Source organism: Gordonia cholesterolivorans, assembly GCF_039531975.1.
In the GTDB taxonomy this organism is placed as follows: Bacteria; Actinomycetota; Actinomycetes; order Mycobacteriales; family Mycobacteriaceae; genus Gordonia; species Gordonia sihwensis.
This window is the reverse complement of the sequence record NZ_BAAARB010000005.1, coordinates 66,988-93,889: the sequence shown is the minus strand read 5'-3', so window position 1 is coordinate 93,889 and position 26,902 is coordinate 66,988. Positions and strand designations below refer to the sequence as shown.

Annotated in this window: 21 protein-coding genes, 1 pseudogene, 1 riboswitch and 1 other annotated feature; of the genes and pseudogenes, 12 read left to right on the top strand and 10 right to left on the bottom strand. The window is 66.3% G+C overall.

All coding sequences use genetic code 11. From position 1 onward, the window contains the following. Window positions 1-109: 109 nt before the first annotated feature. The gene (locus tag ABFX36_RS06675) at window positions 110-937 is read left to right on the top strand and encodes an alpha/beta fold hydrolase (RefSeq protein WP_062366589.1); all 828 of its coding nucleotides are present in this window, start codon (window positions 110-112) and stop codon (window positions 935-937) included. Between the two features lie 69 nt (window positions 938-1,006). Here ABFX36_RS06675 and mgtA read toward each other — a convergent pair whose 3' ends face one another. Then, complete coding sequence (gene mgtA / locus ABFX36_RS06670) at window positions 1,007-3,763, bottom strand: magnesium-translocating P-type ATPase (RefSeq protein ID WP_062366587.1); 2,757 nt, start codon at window positions 3,761-3,763, stop codon at window positions 1,007-1,009. 263 nt (window positions 3,764-4,026) lie between these two features. After that, window positions 4,027-4,204: riboswitch (M-box (ykoK) riboswitch) on the bottom strand. 242 nt (window positions 4,205-4,446) lie between these two features. Between mgtA and ABFX36_RS06665 the strand changes: the two genes are divergently transcribed. Together ABFX36_RS06665 and ABFX36_RS06660 are read left to right on the top strand one after the other, a co-directional pair. Continuing rightward, the gene (locus tag ABFX36_RS06665; protein WP_346075512.1) at window positions 4,447-5,136 is read left to right on the top strand and encodes a S1 family peptidase; all 690 of its coding nucleotides are present in this window, start codon (window positions 4,447-4,449) and stop codon (window positions 5,134-5,136) included. 127 nt (window positions 5,137-5,263) lie between these two features. After that, on the top strand, window positions 5,264-5,608 hold the full coding sequence (locus ABFX36_RS06660; RefSeq protein ID WP_039868005.1) for a VOC family protein: 345 nt from the start codon (window positions 5,264-5,266) through the stop codon (window positions 5,606-5,608). A gap of 34 nt (window positions 5,609-5,642) precedes the next feature. On the opposite strand, the gene ABFX36_RS06655 is transcribed toward ABFX36_RS06660, so the two are convergent. Both ABFX36_RS06655 and ABFX36_RS06650 read right to left on the bottom strand, forming a co-directional pair. Further along, on the bottom strand, window positions 5,643-6,143 hold the full coding sequence (locus tag ABFX36_RS06655; protein WP_006897829.1) for an O-acetyl-ADP-ribose deacetylase: 501 nt from the start codon (window positions 6,141-6,143) through the stop codon (window positions 5,643-5,645). 40 nt (window positions 6,144-6,183) lie between these two features. After that, the gene (locus tag ABFX36_RS06650) at window positions 6,184-6,669 is read right to left on the bottom strand and encodes a PPOX class F420-dependent oxidoreductase (protein ID WP_346075509.1); all 486 of its coding nucleotides are present in this window, start codon (window positions 6,667-6,669) and stop codon (window positions 6,184-6,186) included. 112 nt (window positions 6,670-6,781) lie between these two features. On the opposite strand from ABFX36_RS06650, the gene ABFX36_RS06645 reads away from it, so the two are divergent. The 3 genes from ABFX36_RS06645 to ABFX36_RS06635 are packed head-to-tail and all read left to right on the top strand — an operon-like array spanning window position 6,782 to window position 12,290. Next, entirely contained in the window at window positions 6,782-8,293 is a 1,512-nt protein-coding gene (locus ABFX36_RS06645) for a DUF3375 domain-containing protein (protein WP_006897831.1), read from the top strand. Further along, window positions 8,290-8,889 carry a DUF4194 domain-containing protein gene (locus tag ABFX36_RS06640; protein ID WP_006897832.1) on the top strand — a complete coding sequence of 200 codons (600 nt, stop codon included), beginning with the start codon at window positions 8,290-8,292 and terminating at the stop codon, window positions 8,887-8,889. The genes ABFX36_RS06645 and ABFX36_RS06640 overlap by 4 nt, the downstream gene beginning before the upstream one ends. Continuing rightward, a complete protein-coding gene (locus tag ABFX36_RS06635; RefSeq protein ID WP_346075506.1) occupies window positions 8,886-12,290 on the top strand; it encodes an ATP-binding protein in 3,405 nt (1,134 codons plus the stop codon). Before ABFX36_RS06640 ends, ABFX36_RS06635 begins: the two co-directional genes overlap by 4 nt. A 13-nt stretch (window positions 12,291-12,303) precedes the next feature. Here the strand turns inward: ABFX36_RS06635 and ABFX36_RS06630 are convergent, their stop codons facing one another. The 3 genes from ABFX36_RS06630 to ABFX36_RS06620 are packed head-to-tail and all read right to left on the bottom strand — an operon-like array spanning window position 12,304 to window position 14,348. Further along, a complete protein-coding gene (locus ABFX36_RS06630) occupies window positions 12,304-12,522 on the bottom strand; it encodes a dodecin (RefSeq protein ID WP_006897834.1) in 219 nt (72 codons plus the stop codon). 57 nt (window positions 12,523-12,579) lie between these two features. Beyond that, complete coding sequence (locus ABFX36_RS06625) at window positions 12,580-13,263, bottom strand: IMPACT family protein (protein WP_006897835.1); 684 nt, start codon at window positions 13,261-13,263, stop codon at window positions 12,580-12,582. Between the two features lie 47 nt (window positions 13,264-13,310). Next, window positions 13,311-14,348, bottom strand: a complete 1,038-nt coding sequence (locus ABFX36_RS06620; RefSeq protein ID WP_081598149.1) for a hypothetical protein — start codon at window positions 14,346-14,348, stop codon at window positions 13,311-13,313. Window positions 14,349-14,405: 57 nt separating this feature from the next. Here ABFX36_RS06620 and ABFX36_RS06615 point away from each other — a divergent pair, with 57 nt between their 5' ends. Next, window positions 14,406-14,987 carry a TetR/AcrR family transcriptional regulator gene (locus ABFX36_RS06615; RefSeq protein ID WP_045538966.1) on the top strand — a complete coding sequence of 194 codons (582 nt, stop codon included), beginning with the start codon at window positions 14,406-14,408 and terminating at the stop codon, window positions 14,985-14,987. A gap of 93 nt (window positions 14,988-15,080) precedes the next feature. On the opposite strand, the gene ABFX36_RS06610 is transcribed toward ABFX36_RS06615, so the two are convergent. Continuing rightward, entirely contained in the window at window positions 15,081-16,733 is a 1,653-nt protein-coding gene (locus ABFX36_RS06610) for a DUF222 domain-containing protein (protein ID WP_062366579.1), read from the bottom strand. A gap of 206 nt (window positions 16,734-16,939) precedes the next feature. Here ABFX36_RS06610 and ABFX36_RS06605 point away from each other — a divergent pair, with 206 nt between their 5' ends. Together ABFX36_RS06605 and ABFX36_RS06600 are read left to right on the top strand one after the other, a co-directional pair. After that, window positions 16,940-17,683 (top strand): N-formylglutamate amidohydrolase, encoded by a 744-nt coding sequence (locus tag ABFX36_RS06605; protein WP_062366578.1) that lies wholly within the window; start codon window positions 16,940-16,942, stop codon window positions 17,681-17,683. A gap of 241 nt (window positions 17,684-17,924) precedes the next feature. After that, window positions 17,925-19,055, top strand: a complete 1,131-nt coding sequence (locus tag ABFX36_RS06600; protein ID WP_346075502.1) for a pyridoxal-phosphate-dependent aminotransferase family protein — start codon at window positions 17,925-17,927, stop codon at window positions 19,053-19,055. 145 nt (window positions 19,056-19,200) lie between these two features. Here the strand turns inward: ABFX36_RS06600 and ABFX36_RS06595 are convergent, their stop codons facing one another. Then, on the bottom strand, window positions 19,201-19,887 hold the full coding sequence (locus ABFX36_RS06595) for a DUF1998 domain-containing protein (RefSeq protein ID WP_346075500.1): 687 nt from the start codon (window positions 19,885-19,887) through the stop codon (window positions 19,201-19,203). A gap of 9 nt (window positions 19,888-19,896) precedes the next feature. Here ABFX36_RS06595 and ABFX36_RS19045 point away from each other — a divergent pair, with 9 nt between their 5' ends. The 3 genes and pseudogenes from ABFX36_RS19045 to ABFX36_RS06580 all read left to right on the top strand — a co-directional run bounded on the left by ABFX36_RS19045 (window position 19,897) and on the right by ABFX36_RS06580 (window position 23,962). Beyond that, complete coding sequence (locus tag ABFX36_RS19045) at window positions 19,897-20,238, top strand: tyrosine-type recombinase/integrase (RefSeq protein ID WP_081598150.1); 342 nt, start codon at window positions 19,897-19,899, stop codon at window positions 20,236-20,238. 547 nt (window positions 20,239-20,785) lie between these two features. Then, window positions 20,786-22,600, top strand: a complete 1,815-nt coding sequence (locus ABFX36_RS06585; RefSeq protein WP_346075499.1) for a DUF262 domain-containing protein — start codon at window positions 20,786-20,788, stop codon at window positions 22,598-22,600. 66 nt (window positions 22,601-22,666) lie between these two features. Then, window positions 22,667-23,962 (top strand): annotated as a pseudogene (locus ABFX36_RS06580) (IS3 family transposase). Then, window positions 22,945-23,094 (top strand) — a sequence feature (AL1L pseudoknot). It overlaps the preceding pseudogene by 150 nt. A 1,158-nt stretch (window positions 23,963-25,120) precedes the next feature. On the opposite strand, the gene ABFX36_RS06575 reads toward ABFX36_RS06580, so the two are convergent. Both ABFX36_RS06575 and lplAB read right to left on the bottom strand, forming a co-directional pair. Beyond that, a complete protein-coding gene (locus ABFX36_RS06575; RefSeq protein WP_051999695.1) occupies window positions 25,121-25,585 on the bottom strand; it encodes an NADAR family protein in 465 nt (154 codons plus the stop codon). Between the two features lie 76 nt (window positions 25,586-25,661). Continuing rightward, window positions 25,662-26,711, bottom strand: coding sequence for a lipoate-protein ligase LplAB (gene lplAB, locus ABFX36_RS06570; protein ID WP_346075497.1), 1,050 nt, complete (start codon window positions 26,709-26,711; stop codon window positions 25,662-25,664). Window positions 26,712-26,902 lie beyond the last annotated feature (191 nt).

Genomic DNA, 26,902 nt, shown 5'->3' with positions numbered 1-26,902 from the left:
GGTGAACGAACCCTTGACCGGGCCTCGGGCACCACATAGCGTTCGGCAGAGAGAGTTTTTCCGTTACCCGCGGTTACGTAAATTTCCGCGGCTTGCCTCGGGAGCAGTCATGGAGACCTTTTCGCGAGCCGGCTTCACCTTCGACGTCGCCGACGCGGGCACCGCCGACAACGGCACAGTCGTTCTGCTGCACGGCTTTCCGCAGACCTCGCAGTCGTGGACCGGAGTATCGGAGCGATTGAATCAGCGGGGCTACCGCACCATCGCGCCGGACCAGCGCGGCTACTCTCCCCGCGCCCGTCCGCGCAGGCGAGTCGAGTACCGCATCGGCGAACTCGTCTCCGACATCGAGTCCCTCATCATCCAGTCCGATGCGCGGCAGGTGCATCTGGTCGGCCACGACTGGGGAGCGCAGGTGGCGTGGATGCTGACCGCCACGCGACCGGACCTGGTCGCCACGCTCACCACCGTCTCGGTGCCGCATCCCGCGGCCTTCCTGAAATCGATGCTGCAGAGCGACCAGCTCCGCCGCTCCTGGTACATGGCCGCCTTCCAACCGCCCCGCCTGCCGGAGCTGCTGATCGCCCGGAAACCCGAGTTCTTCGACCGCATGCTCGCCTCGACCGGCATGGACGATCAGATGATCGCCGACACCCACCGGCAGATCATCGACTCGGGGGCACTGACCGGCGGCCTGAACTGGTATCGCGCGCTTCCGTTCGGCCGCCCCGGCGCTCTGGCGCGCCGCATCACCGTGCCGACCACTCACGTGTGGGGCGCAGGCGACACCGCGTTGGCGCGCCGCGGCGCCGAGCTGGCCGGAGACTACGTCGACGCCGACTTCCGGCTCCGGATCCTCGAACACGCCAACCACTGGATCCCCGAACAGAACGCCGCCGAACTGACCGAGATCATCCTCGACCGGATCGAGAACTGAGAACTGTGAAAACTTTGGCTCCCGGAACGGTGTGAGAGACCGTTCCGGGAGCCAAAGTTTCTGCCGCGGTCAGATCCACGCACCGTATCGGCGCACGAACATCCGCTTCGCCACTTGCGTCACGACGCAGTACCCGACCAACGTGACGATCAGCCACGGGAAGTACGACCACGGCAGCGGCACCAGACCCAGGCCCTGACCGAAGCCGGTGAAAGGCAGGACCAGTCCGAACACGCAGACTGCGGCAGTGGCGAGCACCACCGGGAGTCCGGCCCGGGACTGGACGAACGGAACCCGGCCGGTCCGCAGCAGATGCACGATGAGCGTCTGCGAGATGATCGACTCCACGAACCAGCCGGACTGAAACAGCGCCGCGTGAACCGGTGAGTTCGCCGCGAAGACGAACCACATCAGCGCGTAGGTCGTGATGTCGAAGATCGACGACAACGGACCGATCCGCACCATGAACCTCCCCAGTCCGCGGCTCTCCCACTTGCGCGGACGCGCCAGGTCCTCCGAGTCCGCGCGATCCCACGGCAGAGTGAGCATCGCGAGGTCGTAGGCCAGGTTCTGCACGAGCACCACGATCGGAATCATCGGGATGAACGGGAGCAATGCGCTGGCGACCAGCACCGAGAACATGTTGCCGAAATTCGACGACGCCGTCATCTTGATGTACTTCATGGTGTTCACGAAGGTCCGCCGGCCCTCGATCACTCCCGATTCGAGAACAGTCAGGTCCTTCTCCAAGAGAATGATGTCGGCCGATTCCTTGGCGATGTCGACCGCCGTGTCCACCGAGATTCCGACATCCGCGGTCCGCAGAGCGGGCGCATCGTTGATGCCGTCGCCCAGGAACCCGACGGTGTGTCCCCGCGTCCGCATCGCCTCGACGATCCGCGCCTTCTGCGTGGGGTTCACCTTCGCGAACACACTGGTGCGCTCGGCGAGTTCGGCGAGCTCCTTCAGGGACAGGTCGTCGATTTCGGCGCCGCTCACCACCCGCCGGGCGTCGACGCCGACCTTCCGGCAGACGGTGGCGGCCACCATCGGGTTGTCGCCGGTGATCACCTTCACCGCCACGCCGTGTAGCCGCAGACTGGTGATCGCCGCCGCGGCCGAATCCTTCGGCGGGTCGAGGAACAGCAGGAACCCGACGAGCGTCATGCTCGCCTCGTCGTCCTTGGTGTACTCGTTCTCGGTGAGACCGCCCTCGGGGTGGTCACCGCGTTCTGCGACGACCGACCGGACGGCGACGGCGAGCACGCGCATTCCGAGCGCATTCTGTTCCGCTACCAGATCGTCGAGTTCGGTGCGGCGCTGGACGGTCAGCGGCAGTTCGGTCCCGTCGCGACGTTCGGCGACGCACCTGTCGAGCAGTTCCTCCACGGCCCCCTTGGTGACGATCAGGCGCGACAGTCCGTCGTCCACCACCACCGACAACCGCCGGCGCTCGAAGTCGAACGGAATCTCATCGACGAGGGTGTACTCGCGTTCGATGCGGCGCACGATCCGCGAGCCGGCCGAATCGAGCACCGCGTCGTCCAGCAGATTCCGCAGCCCCGTCTGAAAGTGTGCGTTGACCGCCGCGTACCACAGCGGATCGTCACTGTCGTTCGCCGTGACGTCGATGTGCCGCTCCAGAACGATGCGGTCTTCAGTGAGCGTTCCGGTCTTGTCGGTGGCCAGCACATCCATCGCGCCGACGTTCTGGATGCTGCCGAGCCGCTTGACGATCACCTTCCTCCGCGCCATGAAGTTCGCGCCCTTGGCGAGGTTCGCGGTCACGATCAGCGGAAGCATCTCCGGCGTGAGTCCGACGGCGGTCGTGACGCCGAACAGGAATGCGGTGGTCCAATCCTTGGTCAGTCCGTTGATCACGAACACCACCGGCACCATCACCAGCATGAACCGGATCAGCGTGTAGCTGACCTTCTTGATCCCGACGTCGAAAGCGGTCTCCGGTCGCTCACCGACGATAGCCTTCGACATCGAGCCGAAATAGCTGTTCCTTCCCGTTCCGAGGACGACGGCGGTGCCCGATCCCGACACCACGGAAGTGCCCATGAAGGCCAGGTTGGGGGCATCGAGCAGGTCTGCTGCCGTCACCTCGACGACCTGTTCGGCGGTCTTCTCGGCGGGCAATGCCTCGCCGGTGAGCATGGCCTGGTTGATCTGGAGGTCGTTGACCGCGATCAGCCGCACGTCGGCCGGGATCATGTCGCCCGCCGCGAGCCGGACGATGTCTCCCGGCACCAGGTGCTCGACCGGGAGTTCCTCGGTCACCGCGACTCCCCGCCGGTTCCGGGTGACCGCCGCCGTCGTCCGGACCATCGCCTTGAGGTTCTCGGCCGCCCTCCCCGACCGGTACTCCTGCCAGAACCGCAAGATCGCGCTGACCAGGACCATCGCACCGACAGTGACGACGCCGGTGTAGTCACGGCCGCCGGCCGGATCGGCGAAGACTACATCGGTGAACACCATCACGACGGCCAGGAATACGAGGATCGCAATGAAGGGGTTGACGAAGGCGCGAGCGAATTGCACGACCACCGGCGCGGGCCTGTCATGATCGAGTTCATTGGCGCCGTAGCGGAGTCGGCGTGCACCGACCGCCTCGTCGACGAGGCCGTCGAGCGAGGTCGACTGCGCGGAAAGCACCGCGTCTGCGGTGCCGGTGGCGGCGTCGAGCAACGCTTGCACGCGCGTGGAGTCGATGGTGCTGGTCGTGGCCTGCCGGCGCACGTCGGCGCCGGATGGCCGGCTGTCGTGCGAGTGCTCGGCGCGTCGGCCGAGCACGTCCAATGGAGTGCTGAAATTCTGCATGAGGAATCCCCGGTGATTCGGGCACGACGGAGCCCCGCGCTGCCTGGGGCAGCGCGGTTCTCCACGCCAGTGCGCGGTGAAAGGAATGGGACGGTGACCCGGGCAGGACCGTTCTCAGCGGCCGTCGCTACGAGAGCCGAGGCCGGTCGGCCTGCGCGGGTACGGCAATCGACTACTTCCGTCGTCGCTCACGGCCGATCACCTCCTCACGCTCGGCATGCACGACGCGCACGAGGAGGCCGGAACCACGGAGATGGATCGACGAACGACTTCCACGTAAGAGCTTCGGCACTGCACGACGTGTCCGTCCGCGGGAGCGGACGGAAGCCACTTCGGGTCAACCCTTAATCCGGGAGGACCTGTCCTAACCTTGGGCGTCTCTCGACGTCGTGAGATCAGTGGCCTGTGTTCGTGCAGGAGCTTCGCCTAACGAAGTGCTTGCCCGACCATTGTGCGTCGCTACACGTGACACCGCAACTCGAGCGGCGCGCCGGAGGCGTTGTTCTCGGCGAATCCGGCAGATCCGCGTTTTGAGTTCGGCCCGCTGCTGTGCTGGACTGACTCCGGATTCGGCATATCGTCGCAATTCCATTGCGGGGGAAGGCTGTCGGCCTTCGGTACCGGCACTGCGCCGTGTCGCGGCGTCGGTCGACTACCCGATCGGCACATTCTGGGGAGGATGAATGAAGAGACTTCGTACAGCGGTGATCGCGATCGGCGCTGCTGCCGTCGCGCTGAACCCGGCCGCGGTCGCGCACGCCGCGCCGGCCGCCGCCGTCGGAGGCGGGAGCGGCATCGTCATCGACAATCGGTCGCTGTGCACGGTGACCGCGGTCGGTCACGACCGCGGCGGCAGGCTGGTCGGCCTCACCGCCGGCCACTGCGGCGATGTCGGCGACGCGGTCAGCCTCGAGCGCAACCGCCGGGCCGGCACCATCGGCCGGATCGTCACCAAGAGCAAGGGCTGGGACGTCGCCGTCATCCGCCTCGATCCGGCACGCGTCCGCGCGGTCCGCACCGTCGGGCACGCCCGGATCACCGGCGTCGGCGTCTATCCGCAGCCGTTCAGCAATGTCTGCAAGGCCGGTCGCACCACCGGATTCACCTGCGGTCCCACTCTGCTGGTGAACGGCTCGCGAAGCTACAGCTACGTGTGTTCGGCACCCGGCGACTCGGGCGGGCCGATCATCGAACGCGGACGCGTCGTCGGGATGCTGAACGGCTCGCTGCGTCTGGCCGGCCCCGGCACGTCGATCGCGTGCGTCGATCCGGCACTGCCGGTCTACACGCCGATGGCGGCCACGAAGATGACCGACATTCTGCGGTCGCTCAACGCCAGCGGTCTCGTCGGCGCGGGATTCCGTACAGTCTGACGCCGGAGCCCACCGCCGGAGCGGACCGATTCTCACGGATCGGTCCGCTCTCGCCTTCTCGGCGGGCGCGAGTACTAACGTCGAAGCCGAGGGTGACGCCGAACCGAGGGAGCCGACTGTGCGCACCATGAAGATCAGCACCAACATCCCGGTCGATGACGTCGACCGCGCCAAGTCGTTCTACACCGACTTCCTCGGCTTGCGCGAGGAAGAGTTCAACATGGGCTGGGTCGCCCGCTGCACCGACCCCGATTCCGGCGCGCACGTCCAACTCGTCTCACGCGACAAGACCGCCCCGGTCGATTCGGCACTGTCTGTGCACGCCGACGACGTCGACGCCGCCTACGCCGAGGCACAGGCGGCCGGATACGAGATCGTCTACCCGCTGACCACCGAGGAATGGGGTGTCCGCCGGTTCTTCGTCCGTGCACCCGACGGAACCGTGCTGAACATAGTTCAGCACCGTGACTGAACCGGGACCCCGGAAGCGCCGCAACCGCGGATGCTCAGTGAGCGACGGCCTCGCGCAGCAGTTGTTCGAGCGCGCCGTCGAACGCCACGAGCAGCACCGACGACACGCCGGTCGGCGTCGCACGGACCGTCTGCACCGCCGCCGCGGCGGCGTCGTCCTTGGGCCACCCGTACACACCGGCACTGATCAGCGGAAATGCGACGGTCGCCGCCCCCAGCGTGTCGGCCACTTCCAGCGACCTGCGGTAGCACGACTCCAGCAGCGACCGATCCCTCTGTCCCGCTGCGTAATTCGGCCCCACGGTGTGGATCACCCATCGCGCCGGGAGATCGCCCGCGGTGGTGTGTCCGGCATCGCCGGTCGCGAGGCCGTCCGGAAACCGTGCGATGCAGTCACGCAGGATCGCCGGACCGCCGGCGCGATGTATCGCGCCGTCCACACCCCCGCCGCCCCGCATCGCGTTGTTGGCCGCGTTGACGATCGCGTCCACGTCGAGGGTGGTGATGTCCGCGCGCACCACGTCGATGCTCGCCATCGTCTCCTCCGTCTCCTCAGTGTCCTCAGTTCCCGTGTCCTCAGTTCTCCGCGGCGTCCAGCCGGTACGCGACCTCCTGGGGGAAGCCACCGGTCGCGATGGGCCCCCACCGCTGCGGCGTGATCCGGATCAGGGACTTGTTCTGCAGCCGCATCGCCGCCCGGTACTCGTCCCAGTCCGAGTGCTCACCGGCGATGCTGCGGAAGTAGTCCACGAGGGCGTCCTCGGCCTCGGGCATGTCCAGGACCTCGGCCGTCCCGTCGATCTGCACCCACGCATCGTTGAAGCTCTCCGAGAGCACCAGAACGCTGACGGTCGGGTTCCTGCGCGCGTTGGCGGTCTTCGCCCGGCCCGGATACGTCGCGATGACGATCCGGCCCTGATCGTCCACTCCCGCGGTGACCGGTGACATCTGCGCGGTGCCGTCCCGCCGCGTCGTCGAGAGGATCATGTGATGCCGCGATCGGGCGAAGTCGAGGACTTCGGGCAGGGTCACAGAGGTATTGGTTGCGATGGTGCGTGCCATGTCGCCGAGGGTAGTCCGAGCACCGCGCTCCGGACAGGGCTCGGCGATCATCGGTCCGGCGGCGCCGCCACCGTGAGCCCGCCCACGCTCCGGACCCCGCTACCCTGGCCCAGTGCAATTCGACGAGATCGTCGCCGTCCGGAGGAGCAATGCGGCCTGGCGACTGCTGAGGGCCGACAACGCGCCGCTGCTGCTGTCGTTCCTGGGACGGGTCTTCGTCGACGACAACGTCCGCGAGATCTCGGAGTCGGCACTGGTCAGCCTGCTCGACGAGGAGTTGTACTCGTTGAACGAGCGGCTCGGCGAGGGAACCTATCCGCGATCGCCGAAGGCCTACCTCGACGAGTGGTCGGCCGCCGATACTGCGTGGCTGCGCAAGTACTACGTGATCGAGAGCGACGAGCCGCACTACGACGCGACCCCGGCGGTCGAGCGCGCCGTGGCCTGGGTCCGGTCGCTGCGCGACCGCGACTTCGTGGGCACCGAGTCACGTCTCAAGACCGTGCTGGAACTACTGCGGCAGATCGTCTACGGCACCACCACCGACGCCGAGGTCCGGCTCGCCGAACTGCGCCGCCGTCGCGCCGAACTCGACGCGGAGATCGAGGCCGCCGAGCGGGGCGAGTTCCAGGTCCTCGACGCCACCAGCCGACGGGAGCGCTACCAGCAGTTCGCCGACATCGCCCGCGCGCTGCTCTCCGACTTCCGTGAGGTGGAGACCAACTTCCGCACCCTCGACCGCCAGATGCGGGAGCGCATCGCCACCTGGCGCGGCACCAAGGGCGAACTGCTCGACGAGATCGTCGGCAGCCGAAACGTCATCAGCGACTCCGACCAGGGCCGCAGCTTCCAGGCCTTCTACGACCTCCTGCTCTCCGCCGACCGACTCGACGAGCTCGACGAACTGGTCCGGCATGCGCAGGGCCTCGACGAGGTCGCCGACTCCGACATCCGGCTCACCAACATCCACCACGACTGGCTCGACGCCGGAACCCGCGCGCAGGACACGGTCCGCCGGCTGTCGGAGCAGCTGCGCCGCTTCCTCGACGACCAGGCGTGGCTCGAGAACCGCCGCGTCATGGACCTGCTGCGGAGCATCGAGTCGTCGGCCTACGCCATCCGCGACCGCCGCGTCGACGACTTCGCCCAGGAGATCGACTCCCCGGCACCGAGCGTGAATCTGCCCCTCGAGCGTCCGCTGTACCGTCCCGCCGCGGCGGTCGAGGTCGCCAGCGAGGGCATCGAGGAGGGCGAGGCTCAGGGGGCCTCGGAAGCGCTGTTCGAGCAGATCCACGTCGACCCCGCGCCGCTGATCGACGGCGTCCGACGGGCGCTGCGCCGCTCCGGCCAGGTCACGCTCGCCGAAGTCCTCGCCGAACGTCCCCTCGAACAGGGGCTCGCCGAACTGGTCACCTATCTGTCTCTCACCGACGACGGCTTCGGGAAGGTCTTCGACGAAAGCGCCGACGAGACGGTCTCGTGGACTGACGAGAGCGGTGGCCGCCGTGTCGCTCGCGTCCCGCGCGTGATCTACACCCGGCCGTCCCCTACCGCGAGCCCCACCGCGGGCCCCACCGTGAATCCGACCGCCGACCCCACCGCCCCCGACCAGGAGACTCGATGAGCCGCCCCGTCCCCCGCGACGAGCTGAACCTCTCGCTCGCGGTCACCTCGCTGATGAAGGGCGTCGTCTACCGCGACACCGCCGAGACCGCCTGGCGCCACGTCCTCGGCCTGGCCGCGCAGGTGAGCGATTACGTCGCCACGCTCGGTCTCACCGTCGTGATCGACGAGGCCGAGGGATATGCCTTCCTGCGGTCCAAGAGCGACGACGAGCTGGCCGACCTCGGGATCGGGCGTCTGGTCGCCCGCCACCAACTGCCGCTGCATCCGTCGTTGCTGCTGGCCCTGTTGCGCAAGAAGCTCGCCGAGCACGACACCTCCGATGCGGGCAACCGTCTGATCGTGACCGGTGCGCAGCTGCGTGAAATGGTCAGCCCCTTCTTCCCCGCCACCACCAACGAAGCTCGGATCGCCGACCAGGCGGACACCGCGATCCGGCGCGTCGTCGAACTCGGCTTCCTGCGCCGCATGCCCGGCCAGGACGGCGAGTACGAGGTCCGGCGGGTCATCAAGGCCTACGTCGACGCCCAGTGGCTGTCGGATCTGGACGCCCACCTGGCCGAGTACGCCGAGATCGCCACCGAGGAGCGACGATGACCGGACTGTTCGCGCCCACCGAACTCGAGAACGCCGATTCGGCACGGTCGGGATTCCGGCTCCAGCGCTTCCAGGTGCTCAACTGGGGCACCTTCGACCAGCGTGTGTGGACGCTGGTGCTCGACGGCCAGAACGGATTGCTCACCGGCGACATCGGGTCCGGCAAGTCGACGCTGGTCGACGCCCTGACCACGCTGCTCCTGCCGGCCCACCGGGTGGCCTACAACAAGGCCGCGGGCGGCGAGTCGCGCGAGCGCGACCTGCGCTCATACGTTCTGGGCTACTACAAGTCCGAGCGCAACGAGGTGACCGGCGCGTCGCGTCCGGTGGCACTGCGCGGGATGTCGAACTATTCGGTGATCCTCGGCGTCTTCCACAACGAAGGCCACGACGAAACGGTCACGCTGGCGCAGGTGTTCTCGATGCGGCACGACAGCGGCCAGCCCGAGCGGTTCTTCACCGTCACCGACCGCGCCCTGGACATCGCCACCGACTTCGCCGACTTCGGCTCCAACCTGCGCGCCCTCCGCAAGCGCCTCAAAGACGGCGACACCCGCATCCACGAGCACTTCCCGGAGTACGGGCGCGATTACCGGCGGGCGCTCGCCATCCGCTCCGAGCAGGCCATGGAACTGTTCCATCAGACCGTGTCGATGAAGGCGGTCGGCAACCTCAACGACTTCGTCCGCGACCACATGCTCGAGCCGTTCGACTCCAGCGGATGGGTCGACACGATGGTCTCGCATTTCGAGGACCTGACCGCCGCCCACGACGCGGTGGTCCTGGCACGCACTCAGCTCGAGGAACTCGGACCGCTGCTCGCCGACGACGACCGCTACCGCCGTCACGTCGAGATGGCCGCCGAGCTCAAGGCCCGGCGCGGCGCCCTGCGCCACTACTTCGCCCAGCAGCGCCACGACCTTCTCGCCGGTGAACTGGAGAACCACAACCGTGACCTCGCGGCCACCCGCGCGGCGCTCGAAGCGGTCGACCGTGATCTGGCCGACCTGCGGATCGGCCTGCGGGAGCTGGAGCTGCGCCAGGCGGGTCTCGGCGGCACCGACATCGCGGCGCTCGAACAGCAGATCGTCGACGCTGCGCGCCAACGCGAGGAACGCGCCGCGGCACACGAGCGGTACACCCGGATGATCGAGGACGCCGGGCTGGCGCCGGTCTCCGACCGCGGACAGTTCGAACAGCGCCGCACCGAGGTCGCGGACGCCGTCGAGGCGCTGGACGCCGAGGCCGCGGAGGTCGACAACGCGCTCAACGAGGTCCGGTACAGCCGCAGGCAGTTGGACGGCGAGGGGCGGCGCGTCGCCGGCGAGATCGCCAGCCTGCGCGGGCGGACCAGCAATATCCCCGAACGCAATCTGCGGATCCGCGAGCTGATCTGCCAGGGCGTCGGCCTTCCGCACGACGAGCTGCCGTTCGTCGGCGAACTCATCGGCGTCCGCGCGGACGAGAGCCGCTGGGAGGGCGCCGCCGAACGGGTGCTGCGCGGCTTCGGCCTGTCCCTGCTGGTCGCCGCCGACCTGTACGACGAGGTCTCGGCATGGATCGACGCGAATCATCTGGGCGGGCGCGTCGTCTACTTCAAGGTGTCCGATCACGTCTCGTCGAAGGGTGCGCCGACGCCGCCGCCGACCGCGCTCGCACACAAGATCGACATCAAGGAGGGACGCTTCGAGACCTGGCTGGAACGCCGGCTGTTCGAGCGGGCCCGGCATGTGTGCGCCGAGACGCTCGAGGAGTTCCGCGCCGCGGACTACGCGGTGACGGTCAACGGGCAGGTCCGCTCCGGCGGCGGGCGGCACGAGAAGGACGATTCCCAGCGGGTCGACGACCGTCGGAACTTCGTCCTCGGCTGGAGCAACGAGCAGAAGATCACCGCGCTCTTCACCGCCGGCCAGCGGGTGCAGGACGACCTCAACCGGGTCGATCAGGAGATCGCCGATCTCGAGGATCGGCGGCGAGCCCTGATGGACCGCCGCAATGCGCTCACCGGTTTGGACGCCTACCCGAGCTTCGATGTCATCGACTGGATGAGTTCGGCGGCCCGGATCGCCGAAATCACCGAGCGCAAGACCGAGCTCGAGCACTCCTCGACCGAACTCGCGGAAGTCACCGACGCCGTCGCCGCCACGCGCGAACAGCTGTCGGCCGCCGACGCGACTCGAGACGGATTGCGCGACAAGGTCTCCCGCCTGGAGATGGCGCGCGATCAAGGAGAGAAGGCGCGCAATGCGGCGCAGGCGGTGCTCGCCGAACCGGAGTTCGCCGAGGCCGAAGCCTACTTCGAAGCGATCGCCGAGGCGGTCCAGGCCTACCGAGCCAAGGTCGACGGCGGTGCCGACCAAGTGCTCACCGTCGCCGAATGCGCAGAGTTGGAGGCGTCGCTGACCGAGAAGCTCACGGACGAATCCGAGCAGCACACGAGCCGTGCGGGAACGTACGAGACGCGTGTGGTGAACCGGATGTCGGAGTTCAACCGCAACCATCCGGTTCTCACCACGGAGTTCGACGCGGACATCGCATCGGCCGACGAGTACCGCGAGTTGCATCGTCGGCTGGCGGAGGACGATCTCCCCCGCTTCGAATCGGAGTTCAAGAACTATCTGAACACCAATGCGATCCGCGACATCGCGATCTTCGCCGCCAAGCTCAACAAAGAAGTCCACCAGATCCACTCGAAGATCGACACGATCAACGAGTCGCTGGCCGGGATCGAGTACAACCCGGGACGCTACATCCGGCTCGACGTGAATCCAACGGCCGCGCAAGACATTCGGGAGTTCCGCGCCGATCTGCGCAAGTGCAGTGACGGTTCCTTCGATTCCGGCGGCGACGATCAGTACGCCGAGGAGAAGTTCCTCCTCGTCAAGGCTCTGGTGGAGCGCTTCCGCGGCCGCGAGGGTTTCACCGACCTCGATCGCAAGTGGACCGAGCAGGTCACGGACGTGCGCAACTGGGTCACCTTCGCGGCGTCGGAGCGATACCTCGACGGCGACGGGGAGTACGAGAACTACACCGACTCCGACGGCAAGTCCGGCGGCCAGAAGGAGAAGCTCGCGTACACGATCCTGGCCGCATCGCTCGCCTATCAGTTCGACCTCAAGTGGGGAGCCACCCGCTCGCGCGATTTCCGTTTCGTGGTGATCGACGAGGCCTTCGGCCGGGGCTCGGACGATTCGGCCCGTTACGCGCTGTCGCTGTTCGCGCGCCTCGGCCTGCAGTTGCTGATCGTCACGCCGCTGACGAAGATCTACACGATCGAACCCTTCGTCTCCGCGGTCGGATACGTGGAGAACCGCGGCGGCAGCTACTCACAGCTCCAGTGCCTCACCATCGAGCAGTACCGCGAGAAGCGTGCGGTGCGGGAGTTGGTGCACGAGGCCTGAGTCGGGAGCCTGCTCAGGTATCGCGCGGTTCCAGTGCGAACCCGATCTTGACGGTGACCTGGAAGTGCGCGATGGCGCCGTCCTCGATGTGGCCGCGGGTCGACACCACCTCGAACCAGTCGAGGTTCTTGACGGTCTCACCCGCCCGGCTGATCGCATTGCGGATGGCGTCGTCGGTGCCGGTGGTCGACGAACCCACGACCTCGATCACGCGGTAGACATTGTCGCCCATGACTCGCTCCTATCGATTGGGGTGCCTCTCCCCTGTCTATCAGTTCCGGCTCGGTCGTCAGCGGGTTTGGGCGTCTGGAACTGGCACGTCCACCCATGTCCGGCCCGCCGGCTCGGCCGTCCCCGCACCCGAGGTCGCCGCCGCGACCACCGCCTCGACGTCGTCGGCCTCGGCCGCGACCACCAGGGTCACGTCGGCGCCGTACTCGGTGTCGATCACCTGCGCGCCCTTCGAGCGGAGCAGCCCCTCGACACGTCCCGCGTCCGCGTGTGCCAGCCGGATCCGCCACAGCGAGCGCGGCTCCCGGCGCACCAGCGGTGCCGTCTGCAATGCCAGCGACACCGCGTCGCCGTACGCGCGGACGAGCCCGCCGGCGCCGAGGAGGGTTCCGCCGAACCAGCGCACCACCACCGCGCAGACATCGCTGAGTCCGGCTCCCACCAGCACGTCGAGCATCGGGCCGCCGGCGGTGCCCGACGGCTCGCCGTCGTCGTTGGTGCGGGTCGTCTCGCCTCTGGCTCCCAGCACGAATGCCGAGCAGTGGTGCCGCGCGTCGCGGTGAGCGCGCCTCTGCTCGGCGATCAGTTCGCGGGCCGCGGCTTCGGAGTCCACGCGGCGCACCACGGCGAGGAACTTCGAGCGCTTCACATCGAGCGTCGCGACGGCGTCCGGCCCGCCGGCGAGCGTGAGATGACCGGTCGGGCCGGCGTCGGGTGCTGTCCGGGGCGGCCGAGTGTCCATGGGTTCATCTTGCCGTACCACCGGCAACGATCGCCGCGAGCGCGAACTCATCTGATCCCGAAGATCTTCACGAACATCGGCGTATCGAGCAGGGTGTGCGGTGCAATGGCGTGGTAGGCCCACAGATGCGTCCACGCGTTGGCGCTGCGGATGGTGATGAAGGTCTTGAACATCCCCGGACCGGTGTAGAAGAGGAACAGGTACAGCACTGAGACGAGTGCGTCCGACGGCGAGGCGAAGTTGGTCCATCCGTCGAAGAAGTGCAGGGTCGCATACGTCAGACCGCCGAGCACCACCGTCGCGGGCACCGACCCGGTCAGCTTCAGGTACCGCGGCGTCAGGATGCAGTAGATGAAGACCATCGTCGGCAGAGCTGTGCCCGCCAACCCCAGCACGAGGGTCAGCGGGGCGCCCAGCAGTGCCTGATGCGCGGGCAGTCCGAGGATCGACGACGATCCCGCCACCGCCAACTGCACGGCCGACTCGATGAGCAGGACCACGACGATCAGCAGGAGGTCGGCACGGCGGTCGGACGACGTCAGACTCAGTTGCTCGGAGGTGTACCGCCGCCGGAAGACGATCAGCGGCACCACGGCGAACACGATGAGGTTGTACAACGCCCAGCTCAGCGTCTCCGGAATCGTCACGGGCTGGTCGGTGCGGATCACCATGCCGTCGAGGTGGAAGCTGAAGGCGTGCCAGCCGAAGGCGCGCCCGAGCAGGAAGCCGCCGACCATGCCCGCGACGCCGTAGCCGAGCGTCGCGGCCACCTCGGCGCGCGCCCTGGTCCGCTCGGGTGCCCGCGTCGCGATGTCGGGCACCCTCCGATGGCGCGTGAGCAGATGCACGACGACCATCAGCGCGAAGACCTCGAGATACATCAGGTCGGTGCCGATCACCTTCTGGGCGGTGGGCGGTTCGGCGAGTTCGCTCGCGTGCAGCGGCAGATGCCGTCCGGCCACCGCGATCAGCACCGCGTTGATCACCAACCATCCGGCGGCCGCGAGCCAGACGGCGCGACCGGGCCGTCGCCTCCGCCGTGATGCGGAGCGGCGGTCGAGGACCAGGTCTCGCGTGCCAGCCATACTAGAATCATACGCTCGTATCATACGAGTGTATAGATACTCGGCTACACTGTTCTCATGCCCGACTCCTCCGTCCGCGACCGCATCCTCGACACCCTGCTGGGTCTGGCGGCCGAACGCGGCGCCGAGGGCGTCACCGTGCGGGAAGTCGCCTCCGCCGCCGCAGTGTCGATCGGCACCGTGCAGTACTACTGCCACTCCAAAGAGCAGATGCTGACGATGGCCTTCGACGAAGTGAACCGGCGGATCGCCGCCCGGGTCGACGCGATCGAGTACGACGGGCCGGTCGGTGCCGTGTTGCGACGCGCCCTCCTCGAGTTCCTCCCTATCGACGACGTGCGCCGCCGCGAGGCCTCGGTGTACCTCGCGTTCAGCACGCGAGCGGTGGTGGAGCCGACCCTCGCTGCCATCCGCCACGACCTCATCACCGAACAGCATCGGCTCTGCGCTGACGCCTTCCGGCTCGCGCAGCAACGCGGCCAGGACGTGACGGTCTTCGACGCCGATCAAGCCGCCTGGACCACCGTCGCCCTGATCGACGGACTCCTGCTGAATCTGTTGAGCGACCCGCGGGGGCTGTCGGCGGCCGGCGCGATCGAGGCTGTCGACCGCCATCTCGGTGCCCTCACCCAGATCTGACCGGCGCCACGATCGGCATTCTCAATCAGCTCGAACGCGATGACACACCGGTTCATCCGCCCGCTCGGTGGCGCGGCCGGCGTTCTCGCACCCTCAGAACTGGGGCTCACCCCACTCCGTCCCCCACGCAGTCCCGCACTCCGTCACCGAAGCCCCAGTCGGCACCACAGCCTCCACGACCTCACGAGCTCGACGATTCGCCGCCCGCCGCCGCATCCGGTACTGATGCTTGGCCTCCACTCGCGTACGCGGTCGTTCCGGTGCAACACCGGCGTGTCCGGATCCTGGGCGTGTCGGCGCCGGGTGTCTGCAAGTGAGGTGGCCGAGCTCCGGCAGGAGCCACATGTTCAACGCCCGCTGACGTACCGTGAACCCCTCCGGCGTGGTGACCTCAGTCCAGATCACACCGTTCGCGTCCACGACCTGATCGTCGACCCATCCGCCGACGAACGTCTTCAGACCATGATGGAAGCGGCACTTCGGATTCAGGTTGCACACGCACGTCGGGCCGCCGGCAGTCGGATCGGCGTGGTTGAACTCGCACACGTGGTCCAGGTCCGACTTCCACGCCGCCCGCTCACATCCCGGCCACGAGCAGGTACCGAACAGACCCCGCATCGCCGCATCCACTGCCGCAGTCGGCCGATAGGCGTTGCCGGGCTGCGCCTGATGACCGACGAGCTCATCGAGATCCACCTCTCGCCGAACCGCGTCCGGACGAGCCGCCAGCTCCCGCGCGTGCTCGGCGGAGATCGGACCGTACCCGTCAAGATAGGCCGGGGTGTCGGACTCCCCTCCGAGAGTCTCCTTGCGAACCACAACGTGCAGCACAACCCGTGCGCACCGCGACGCAATCGCCTCCGTCGACAATTCGGCGGTGCAATCGTCCCGACCGCACTCGCACACGAAGTCGGTCCCCGCCAGACGCGCGACGGCTGCCGCCGACCGACGCTCACCGCGAGTCCGCGGATCGTGCGAGCACACTCCGGCGATCACCGCGTCCAGCACGTCTTTCACGACCATCGCGTCCTCGGTCGACGCCGTCACGATCACCTCGGACACGCCCTCGCCGAGCGGGTTCACCCGCACCTGCTTGGCGAGCTTCACCTGCTCGCGGGTCAGCGTCACCGCATCCGGATCATGTTCAGCCACAATCGAACTCACCAGAGCCTCCACCCGGCCAGCCGACAGCTTGCCCACCACGGACAGCGTGTGCGCGATCTCGGCGTCGATGAACGCCAGCAGATCCGAATCGTCGACGAGCGCCGTCTGCTCGACCACCCGACGAAACCACGCCGGGCAGATCAGGCCGTCACGCATCAACCGGCCCACCGCCGGAATCCGCTCCATGCACGCCACTGCGGCCTCCACGAAGTGCTCGGCCGTGCACTGCCTCACCCCCGCCACCGTCGCATACGACGCCGCGACCTGGCACAGCGGATCGTAGAGCCGCGTGTACGCGTCGGCACCCGACTCGACACCGCCGGCCGGGCCATCGGACTCAGCCTGCTTGGCTAGCAGCAGTGCATGCACCGCTTCGTAGCGATGCCACAACACCAGCCCCTGGTAGCAGTCCGCCCGCGCCGCGAACCCGAGCAGAGCAGCACGATCGGCCCGCGAGGTGCAGTCCGCCGACTCTCCCGTAGCTCCCGGACGACCGATCCGAATCACGATCGCACCCTCGTCGACCACCACCGACGAGCCCGCCGACGCGGATCCCGAATCACCTCTGACCTTGATGTTCATTGATCCCCCTCCGTTCGAATCGAACTTGCATTCGATGTTATCCGGAGGGTCTGACATGAATGATCGCGAGAACTTCCGCCAACCCTGAGCCGACCGCCATGTGTAGATCGAGGATCCGGATTGTCGTAGGCCCGTGCTTGTCTGTCACGTTGCCGCATGGGCGGGGACGTGCCGTTCGTCGGCGCCACTACGTGTGAAGGACCAACATGCCCCCTCGCGCAACGATTCTCAACGGCGACCCCGACTCGCCGGTCCTGCTTCATGTCGCCCGCCGTGCTCAGCTCGCACGGCCGCACTCCATCGCACCGTCGATCCCACTCGAGTCCCTGGACGCCGCAACCGAATCGGTGGCCAAGTGCGCGCGGACGCACGCGGCGGTTCGTCCGCACCTGATCGTGAACGACCTCTCGCCGCTACCAGAAGCACCACGTCCGCCCGGTGATGCGGACCCGATCGACCACATCCAGCCCTACGCCTGGCTGGTGACCGATCTGATCGAAGAGCGGTTGACCGCGACCGGCTGCGCGGTGATCGTCGACATCTGTTCGTACCCGAACGAGTCGACTCCGGTCGACGACCAGCAGCAGCCACACCCCGAGGCCTGTCGCGGCATCGACTTTTCACACACTCCGGCGGCGCTTCTCGATGCGGCGGTCATCGCGTTCGGTGAGTTGGTCTCCGCCGGACCCGACATACCGCAGCCGCGGCGGTACGTGCCCCAGACACAGTACGGAAACGACCAGCGTGTCCAGGCGATCACGGTGGCGATCCGCAACGACGTCCTGCTCGACAGACACTTCGCGGTCAACCCGGAGTCGGTCGAGCGACTGGGCCGAGCGATCGGCGAAGTGATCGGGGCACGGGTGTCACCACCCGCGGTACACCAGGACGACAGCTCCCCAGACCTGTCGATCGAACGGACGAATGTCAGACCCCAGTCCTATAGTTAAGCCCTTAAGTAAGGCAAGTAAGGCATCTCACTCGAACTGGAGGATCGTGGCACCGACTTCCCGGACGGAACCTCCGGTTCGGTTCCGCCGCAGCCGCCCTCGGATTGCCGAGAGGTGTCAGAGCCTGCGGATAGCGTACTCGCCCACTTCTCTGCGGGCCGCACGACTGTCGGTGTCGGCCGCGTCACTGTATCCGCAGGCCCGGCACACCGAACCGACCACGTCATGAGAACCTGGTCAGGTGACTCTTCCTCATGACGACATCGATCCAGACGGCCTGCTCGAGTACTCGGTCGTGTTCACCGACCGTTCCCTGAACCACATGTCCAAGCGGTTCATCGGCGTCATGCAGGGTCTCCTCGGCATCCTGCGCACCACCTACCACGCTGGCAGCGTCGCTGTCGTTCCCGGCGGCGGCACCTATGGCATGGAGGCGGTGGCGCGTCAGCTCGCGACCGGGCGCCGCGTGCTCGTCGTGCGCAACGGCCTGTTCTCGTACCGGTGGTCGCAGATCCTTGAGACCGGTGGCATCACCGATCAGGTCACGGTGTGCCAGGCGCGTCCGGTCAGCGACGCCCACCAAGCCGCGTGGGCTCCGGCGCCGATCGACGAAGTGGTGGCCGCGGTGCGCGAACAGCGCCCCGAGGTGGTCTTCGCTCCCCACGTGGAGACCGCGTCCGGCATTCTGCTGCCCGACGACTACCTGACGACTCTCGCCGCGGCGGTTCACGAGGTGGGCGGACTGTTCGTCCTCGACTGCGTCGCCTCCGGTGCGCTGTGGGTCGACATGGCCACCATCGACGTCGACGTCCTCCTCACCGCGCCGCAGAAGGGCTGGAGCGGCACCCCGTGTGCCGGCTACGTCATGCTGCGCGAACGCGGCCGCGACGCCGTCCTCAATTCGACGTCCACCAGCTTCGCGATGGACTTGCGCAAGTGGCTCTCGATCAGTGACTCGTACGTCGACGGCCAGGCCCCGTACCACGCGACGATGCCGACCGATTCGCTCGCGCACAACGTCGAGCTCATGCGCGAGACCGTCGACCTCGGCGCTGAGGAACTGCGCAGCCGTCAGCTCGACCTGGGCAGCCGGGTTCGCAAGCTGCTCGCCGCGAACGGCATGCCGTCTGTCGCCGCCGAAGGCTTCGACGCCGCGACCGTCGTCGTCGCCTTCACCGACGACGCCACCCGCAAGACCGGCGCCGCGTTCAAGGAGGTCGGTCTGCAGATCGCCGCCGGCGTCCCGCTGCAGTGCGGCGAGGGCGAGAACTACTCGTCGCTTCGCATCGGACTGTTCGGCGTCGACAAGCTGACAGACGTGGACGGGACGGTCGAGCGGTTGAGTGCGGCGCTGGATCGGTTGAAGGGGTAGTACTCGTCCCCTCGTGGCCTTCTTCCGGAAGCGATACCATCTTCCGGAAGAAGGCCACGAATGTCTGGCCACGAAGTCCAAGTACAGCAAAGGCATCACGTGGCTCGCCCGTTGTCACTCATCGTGCCCGGCCGATGCCGTGCGATCAGACCGTGTTTCCAACCGCTTCGGCTAATTGGTCGGCGACGGTATCCGCCACGCGATACACCTTGTATCCGTCGGCGGCCAACGCCGCGTCACGATCATCATCTTCACCCTCGACGAGGACGACCCGCGACTCCGTCCACAAGGCCTCGGCAGGCCAGTAGTACTCACCGATGTCGATTCCGATCTGAGGCTTGGCGACGCCAAGCGTGGCAAGCTCAGCAAACAGCTCAATCACGGAACTCGACGTGTGCGTGAGAGTCTGTCCCCACGGTCCGTCAACCGCGTCTCGGACGCCTTCAATCCTCAGCTCGTTGAATATCGCCAGAGCTCCGGCGCGCGAAAGACGATCGTGATGCCGGTCGTTGCGGTACGACCGCAGACAGCCGTAACACGATGTCTCCTCACCACAGTCGCACCGACTCACGCGATCCACCGCGAACCTGACGACCCGCTGCAGGTTCTCGGCGATCTTCTTCGACGCGCCCGCTCCCCCGGGCACCGTATCGAACAAAACGATGCTGCGTTTGCCGTCTTTGCTCCACGAGAGAGTGCCGTCGATGTCATCCCTACTGATCTCAAGAGCTTCCGATGCCCCCTCGAGCAAGGCATACAGAACCGACAGCCAATGTGATTCGGAGTCCTTGTCGTAACTGACGGCGCGAACGGGTGGTCGATCATCGTCCACGGCAAAGGCATGAGGCAACGGGTCCTGCCTGTGCCCGATGATCTGGCGTCCGCACTCCGGAGCGCGGATAAAGGGTTCCTCTTTCCGGGCCCGTCAGGCAGCCACCTTTCAGCGCACTGGGTCGGGACTCTTGTCTCACGCGCACTCGGAGACGGAACAACCATGCATCAGCTCCGCCACCTGTGCGCAACTGAGCTCCACAACGAGACTCACGACGTGCGGCTCGTACAGGTAATCCTCGGACACGCTTCGCTGGCAACTACCCAGCGCTATCTAGCCGTTGACGAGACCGTCATGCGGAACGCGCTCGTTCAGAGGGCCAACAAGTGGAGCAGCGTTCGTCGTCAATAATAATGTCTGAGTTGGCACCTGTCCCGGAACTGTGGCTGATCCCAATGCCGGACGGACACTTCCTATAGGGCATGCTCGACTTGCGGGACATCGTAGAGAAGGGCGGCAACAGCTGTGGGGGTCCTACTTCCAACAATCCAGGCCAACCACATCCGAGAAGGCCTGACCGACTACCTCGCGACCACGTTCGCCCTCACCGACCCCGACGCCCAGGGCGCCCTGTCGGACTTCGTTGGCCAGCCCGACACTGGCATGCTCAAGGGCACCTACGTGCGCCTGCGCCTGCCGTTCGCCCCGGCGGGTGGGAACTGGAGGATGCAGCTGGACTGGTGGCCAACGGGATTCACCCCCTACGGCCACCAGGCCGCCGCGTTCGAACGCCTCTCCAGCAGGTTCCACCAGCGTCCACAGCCGGAGCTCGTCACCACCGGCACCGGCTCCGGCAATCGTCCCGGAAGCCCGCGACCAACGTGTCCGAACCGAGAGTTCGCTGTGTCGCATCCTGCAAACTCACCTGAAGCACCACACGATACGGAGGCCTGAGCCAGTGAAGCCCGAAACCCACACCGTTCAACAGTTGTTCGAGCGCGACGTCCGCTACATCGTCCCGCTCTACCAGCGCCCGTACGTGTGGACTGAAGACGAGCAACTGGCACCGCTGTGGGATGACGTGAGCGCGCTCCTCGGGCACCAGGAGTCCGGCGACGCGTCTTTCCCCACCCACTTCCTCGGTGCGATCGTCCTCGACCAGGAACCGACGGCACCGGGAAAGATCCCGCAGTACACAGTGATCGACGGACAGCAGCGACTGACCACCATGCAGCTGCTCATCGCTGCCGCGGCCAATGCGATGAGCATGGCCGGCGCCGACGACGACGCCGCCCTCCTGCGTGACCTGATCTCCAACAACGAGCGCAAGTCCAAGGGGATCGAACGCTTCAAGGTCTGGCCGACCAACGCCAATCGCGACTCGTTCGCCGCGGTCATGGCGCCAGCGGGCCCCACCGACGACCGCGAGGACGATCCGAACAATCGGATCGACGAGGCGTACGACTACTTCGTCGACCGCGTTGCCGAGTATCTGTCCGGCGCGGACGACGACACTCCGGCCGAGGACGGCGCGCTGTTCGACCGCGCAGAACGTCTTCGGATCACCTTGAGCGACCTCCTCAAGGTCGTCTCGATCACGTTGGAGCCCAACGACAACGCCCAGGTCATCTTCGAGACACTCAATGCTCGCGGCACGCCGCTCCTCGCCCTCGACCTGGTGAAGAACGCCGTCTTCCGGGAGGCGTCGCGTCAACACCGCGACACCGACGACCTGTACGACAACCTGTGGAAGCCCGCCCTGGAGGACGACTACTGGCGTGCCGTTCGCCGGCAGGGGCGTTTGAACCGCCCTGTCGGAGAACACTTCCTGATGCACTGGCTCGCGATGAAGCTCGAACGCGTCATCCCCGCCACCGAACTCTTCGCAACGTTCCGGCAGAGCATCTTGCAACCCGGCATCGACGCCGAGGCACTGCTCCGTGAGCTCTGCAAAGACGCCGCCGTCATGCGGTCCTTCGACGACTTCCAAACAGGAACCGTCGAAGGCGACTTCATCGCGCGACTCGAACCGCTGGGAGCAGGAACTGCGTTACCCGTGGTCCTGCTCCTGTTTCGCACCCCCGAGATCACCCTGAATGTTCGTCGACGTGCGCTCCGCATCCTGGAGTCCTTCCTCGCGCGGCGGGCACTCATGCGGTTGACCACCCAGAACTACAACCGCATCGTGCCCCGGATGATCGCGGCCATCAAGGCGGACCCGGCCCACGCCGACACCGCACTCCTCGCCGTCCTCGCAGCAGGCGAGGGATACGCGACCCGCTGGCCCGGTGACGGCGAGTTCTCCACCTTTCTGCGAACCCGCGACGTCTACGACTACATCAGCCGCAAGCGTCTGATCATGGCGTTCTCCGCAGTCGAATCGAGCCTGGACTCGCGCAAGACCGATGTCGTGGCACAGGTTTCGGACCTCTCCCTCGAACACCTGATGCCCCAGCAGTGGGACCAGCATTGGCCGGTCGACGCGGATACGAGCAGCACGGACCACGAGGCGATCACCACGGCCCGAGACGCCCGCGTCCACCGGCTCGGGAACCTCACGATCGTCGCCGGATCACTGAACTCGGCCATGTCGAACGCTCCCTGGGCCACCAAGCGTGCTGCCCTGAACCGGCACAGCCGGCTGCTGCTCAACGCCTGGCTGGCCGAGCAGGAAAGCTGGGACACCGCAGCGATCGACGACCGCGGACAGTGGCTGGTCGACAGGCTCACCGATATCTGGCCCGGCCCCGACTCCGCGACCTGGCACAACTGAGAAGGACGTACTGAATCGCCCCGGGTCTGATGGAGGCTCTCAATCCTGGGAAGGATGATGAGAGTCATGGCAGGACCGGGGAAGTACAGCGTTGAGCTCCAGCAGCGGGCGACGCGGATGGCGATGGACGCCAGGAAGGACCCCGAGTCCGCTCGTGGGGCGATCAAGCGGGTCGCCGATCAGCTCGGGGTTCATCCCGAAGCGCTTCGGAATTGGGTCCGTCAGGCCGAGATCGACGGCGGTGTTCGGCCGGGTACCACGACCGACGACGCGCAGCGGCTGGCCGAGCTCGAGCGCGAGGTCCGCGAACTGCGTCGGGCGAACGAGATATTGAAGACATCTGCGGCGTTTTTCGCGGCAGCGGAGCTCGACCGCAAGATCAAGTAGAGGTACCCACCGCGGTGCTGGTCGACTATATCGATCAGCACCGCGACCGGTTCGGGGTCGAGCCGATCTGCGCTGTGGTGAAGGACGCCGGCGTGCAGATCGCCCCGAGCACCTACTACGCCGCTAAGAAGCGGCCACCCTCGGCACGTGCGGTACGAGACGCTGAGCTGGTCATCGATATCCGGCATGCTCACAAGGCCAACCTCGGCGTCTATGGCGCCCGCAAGATTCACGCCGAGCTCAACCGCGAGGGCCTCAAGGTCGCCAGGTGCACCGTCGAGCGACTGATGAAGGATGAGCCTACGTGGCATCGGTCGGGAGAAGACCCGCAAGACCACCATCGGCGCCGACGCCGAGACCGAACGTCCGGAAGACCTCGTCGACAGGAAGTTCGTCGCCACTGCACCGAACCAGCTGTGGGTGGCCGATCTGACCTACGTCAGAACACACGCCGGGTGGGCCTACGTCGGGTTCGTCCTAGATGTGTTCAGCCGGATGATCGTCGGCTGGCAGGTGTCGACCTCGCTTCGCACTGACCTCGCTTTGGACGCCCTCGACATGGGGCTGTGGGCCCGGCAGCGCGCCGACCAGGACCTCACTGGCCTTATCCACCACAGCGACAGAGGAGTCCAGTATCGAGCGATTCGCTACACCGAGCGGCTCGCCGAGGCCAACGCCGTCGCATCCGTCGGGTCGAAGGGCGACAGCTACGACAACGCCATGGCCGAGGCGCTCAACTCGCTGTTCAAGGCTGAGTGCATCCGCAACCCCGTCATGCGGCCCAAGGGCGGCTGGAAGAACGTCGGTGACATCGAGATCGCGGTCGCTGAATACGTCGACTGGTTCAACCACCGACGGCTTCACGGCGAGATCGGGCTCGTCCCGCCAGCTGAATTCGAGGCCAACCACTGGGCATCACAACCCACGAAGCACTACCGTCAGAATCCGGTCCTCACCGAGGTCGGATCCAACTAACCGAGCCTCCACGAAACCCGGGGCGATTCACGATGACTTCCCGACGTCGTCGATGCCAGCGCGATCCTCACGACGACTCATCTGGATCCTCGCAGGTGTCGCAACGGTTCTCCTATTGGCAATCTCCGCCGGCGTCGGCCTGATGCTCGGACAACGAGGCTCCGACACTTCCGCGCAGTCGGCCGTGCAACAGATCTTCGCGCCGAAGCCCGAGTCGCTGCGCAGCGCGGCAGAACGTATGGACAAGGAGGGAGATGCCATCGAGGCTGCGGGATCGTCGCCGATCGCGCAAAAGAAATTCGTCGAGTACTGGGCCGAGCCGTCGTGCGCAGCGATGATCAACGCCTTCGTCGAAGCGTTCGCCGGATCTGAAGGTGATCCCGCCACTCCGTCCGCACCTAGTCGGATCATCTCGGTGAACGAGTCCGGCGACAAAGGCACTGTGGTCACAGAGTCAGCTGGTGAGACCGAGACACAGCACTGGGTTCGATTGAACGGCCGCTGGATGATCACTTGCGAAGGCGCGTTCGGTGACGAATCGTCGACTCCGACCCAAGCGGACGACGTAGCCGAGACGGCCCTGCGCACGCGACCGACCGCAACGCCTCGCTCCGAGTCCACCGATCACCAGCGGCCAGTTCCACTGCCGAGCCCCCGGTTCAGAAGCTCTCCTCACGGTCGAGGCCGATACACCCAACGTGCAGATCGCCTACGCACCCGGAGAATGGCAAACATACGCACTGACATACTCAAATGCTGTAGGCCGATATTCAACGTCGATCAATGTGACTCCGGAGAGTTCGAGGAGCATGTACATCGCTGTTAGAGGATCGACTTCGCAGCACTGTCGCATCCGACTCGACGGAACCGTTACCGTCACCGATAGCGGTCCGGAGCAGGCGGTCTGCAGCATGCCTGAGTGACGGCGTCACGGCTCGAACCCTGGCGAGTGCGGATAGTCCGGAGCCACGGTGCAGTCGATCGTCGACGACAACGGTCTACCCTCCTACGTTCGCGATCCCGATCCGACCCGCGTCAGCGATCGACCTGATCGCGGTGATCGTGTTGAGGCCACGACAGTTCGAATGTCCACCGTCATTGACGCGCGTATCCACGCATCAGTCACCGAGCAACGATTGAGTGCACTTTCGTGTCCACTCATCTCAGGCGACCGTCCTTCGCACGCTCAGCCATCAGCAGTTCTCCGAGGGCATTGACGCCGGGCGCCGCACATCTACGCCCACCGCACCGGCAATCACCCCAGAAGTTGTCGTGGTGAGAGTTGCCTTCGACCAGAGCGGCGGTGCCGGTTCCGAGCAGAAGCTCGCGCATCCGTCGGGATCCGAACTTGTACTGGAGGACGACTTGCATTGCGCGAACACGCCCACCGACATCCCAGTCATCCCGAAGCGTGACGGACCGCCCGCGGCGCTTCGCCTCCCCCGGACTACTCGCCGACAAGACGTACTCCTGCTCGTTCGGATCCCGCGTCTTCAATGCGTTGAACGCATGCTCTGACGACGGAACGGTCCCGAGGGTCGGAACCGTGAACTCGTCCTCAAAGAAGTTCGACAAGAAGAAGTTCGACCCGCGAAATGAGTCGATACGTTCGAAATTGCTCATGCCTGGCACTGTGGCACGAGACTCCGACAGAAACGAACGATTATCGCGCGGGCCAGGCAACCGTCGAGCGTTCGGACTACGGCACCCGGTACGTCCACTCCTGACTGCTGAACTTCTCGTCGACCAACTCCTGCGCGGCCGCCAGTTCCGTATCCGTGTACCCGGCCTCCCGCGTCCGGTACCGCCCGCGGAAGTGATCTAAGAACGCCTCGATGATCGCTGCACGCGTCATCCCCGTCTGCGACCGCATCGGATCCACGCGCTTGCCGGAGCTGGTGATCCCCTTGTCGGAGATCTTCTCTCGCCCGATCCGCAGGACCTCGGTCATCTTGTCGGCGTCGATGTCGTACGACATCGTGACGTGGTGCAGCACCGCGCCGGCGACGATGCGCTTCTGCGCGGCGCCGCCGATCTTGCCGTGGTCGGAGACGATGTCGTTGATCGGGACGTAGCGGGCGTTGACGCCGACATCGGCGAGGGCGCCCATCACCCACTGGTCGAGGAACTCGTACGACCGCTCGAAGCTGAGTCCGTCCACCAGCGATGTCGGCACGACGAGCGAGTACGTGATGCAGTTACCCGGCTCCATGAACATCGCGCCGCCACCGGATATGCGCCGGACGATCCCGATGCCGTGGCGGGCGGCGGACTCCTCGTCGACCTCGTTGCGGACCGACTGGAACGAGCCGATCACGACGAGCGGCGAGTCCCAGTCCCAGAAGCGCAAGGTCGGCGGGCGAGTCCCCGCCGCCACCTCCCGCAGGAGCACCTCGTCGAGCGCGACGTGCATCGCGGGCGCCATGACGACCGGTTCGACGACGTCGAAGGTGTGGTCGTGCCAACTCGTGGCATGACCGAGCGCACGACGGATCGCAATACCGACCGAGTCGGGCGTGAAGCCGACCATCGAGACGTCAGCGGTCAGTGCCGCTTGAATGAGCGCGCCCAAATCGGACGCATCGGCCGTCACGGGCGCACCGGTGACGGCCTCGGTGATGACGTCGAGAGCGTCGTCCGGTTCGAGGAAGAAGTCGCCCGACAGCGATACCCGCGAGAGCCTCCCATCCTCGACGTCAACGTCGACCACCACCAACTTGCCACCAGGAACTTTGTATTCGCCGTGCACTCGTCCAGCGTACGGCCGCAGGTACGCCGCAGAGTTCCCGCTCCTGAGTCGATCGGGGCGCGAGAGCGCGCAATCGAGATCCACCCGAACGGACCACACCGACCGCCTGTCACCAGCGCTGATCGTCATACGACCGCCGCAGACGTCGGCGCGCGGGACGTGCAGCGATCAGATTCTTGTCGTAGCTCAGT